The following is an 828-nucleotide window of genomic DNA, read 5'->3' as shown; positions in this document are numbered from 1 at the left end:
GCGTCGCTGCTGGGCTTGCGAACCGTCGCATGTCGAGTAGCGCAAGGGAATCGCACCCTCACGCCCTCACAGATCCGGACATGAACCTCTCGATTCTCGTCCGGGCGAAATCTTCTTCACTCAGATTCGTTCCCCAACTTTTCTCAGGTAGGCGAGACCACGCCTGGCTCCCGCACCAAAAGATGTCAATAGAGCATATTTCAGCCTTGCATTAGAATTTTCCCCGACCACTGTATAAATATACAGTAAACTGGATTTTAGCTTCTGAACACCAACTCCATGGCCACGCTCGCCCCTGAAACCATCCATCCCGCCCTCTGGCGCGCCTCCCAACTGGCGCGGGCTGCCGGCCGCACCGTGACCACAGGCTATCCGGCTCTGGCGGCCGAGTTGCCGGGCGGGGGCTGGCCAACCGGGACGCTGGTCGAATTCCTCGTCCAGCAACCCGGCGTGGGCGAGTTGCGCCTGCTGCGCCCGGCGTTGCTGGCCGCGGCAAAGCGTCCGATCGCCCTGGTCCAGCCGCCCCATGCACCGCAAGCTCTGGCCCTCGCCAATTGGGGCGTGCCGCCCGAGCAGTTGCTCTGGATCCGTTGCCAGCGCACCGCGGATGCGCTCTGGGCCACCGAGCAGCTGCTGCGCGCCGGTACCTGCGGCGCCTTGCTGTTCTGGCAGCAGCACATCCGCAATGACGCGTTGCGCCGGCTGCATCTGGCGGCGCAGTCGGCGGAGACGCTGTTCTGCCTGATGCGGCCGCTGGCCTGCGCGCGTGACGCCTCACCGGCGCCGCTGCGCATCGGCATCGCGCCGGCCGCCGGCGGCGTCGAACTC

1 protein-coding gene is annotated in these 828 nt (G+C 65.6%); it reads left to right on the top strand.

What is annotated here, in order from left to right; genetic code table 11:
• Positions 1–279: 279 nt before the first annotated feature.
• Positions 280–828: translesion DNA synthesis-associated protein ImuA (gene imuA / locus ACYP5B_RS31145; protein ID WP_459572240.1), on the top strand; the 549-nt coding region annotated here is incomplete at its 3' end.

The sequence above is a fragment of the Cupriavidus sp. 8B genome, from assembly GCF_054589115.1.
The sequence above is the reverse complement of the archived record's forward strand: the minus strand, read 5'-3'. Positions and strand labels throughout refer to the sequence as shown.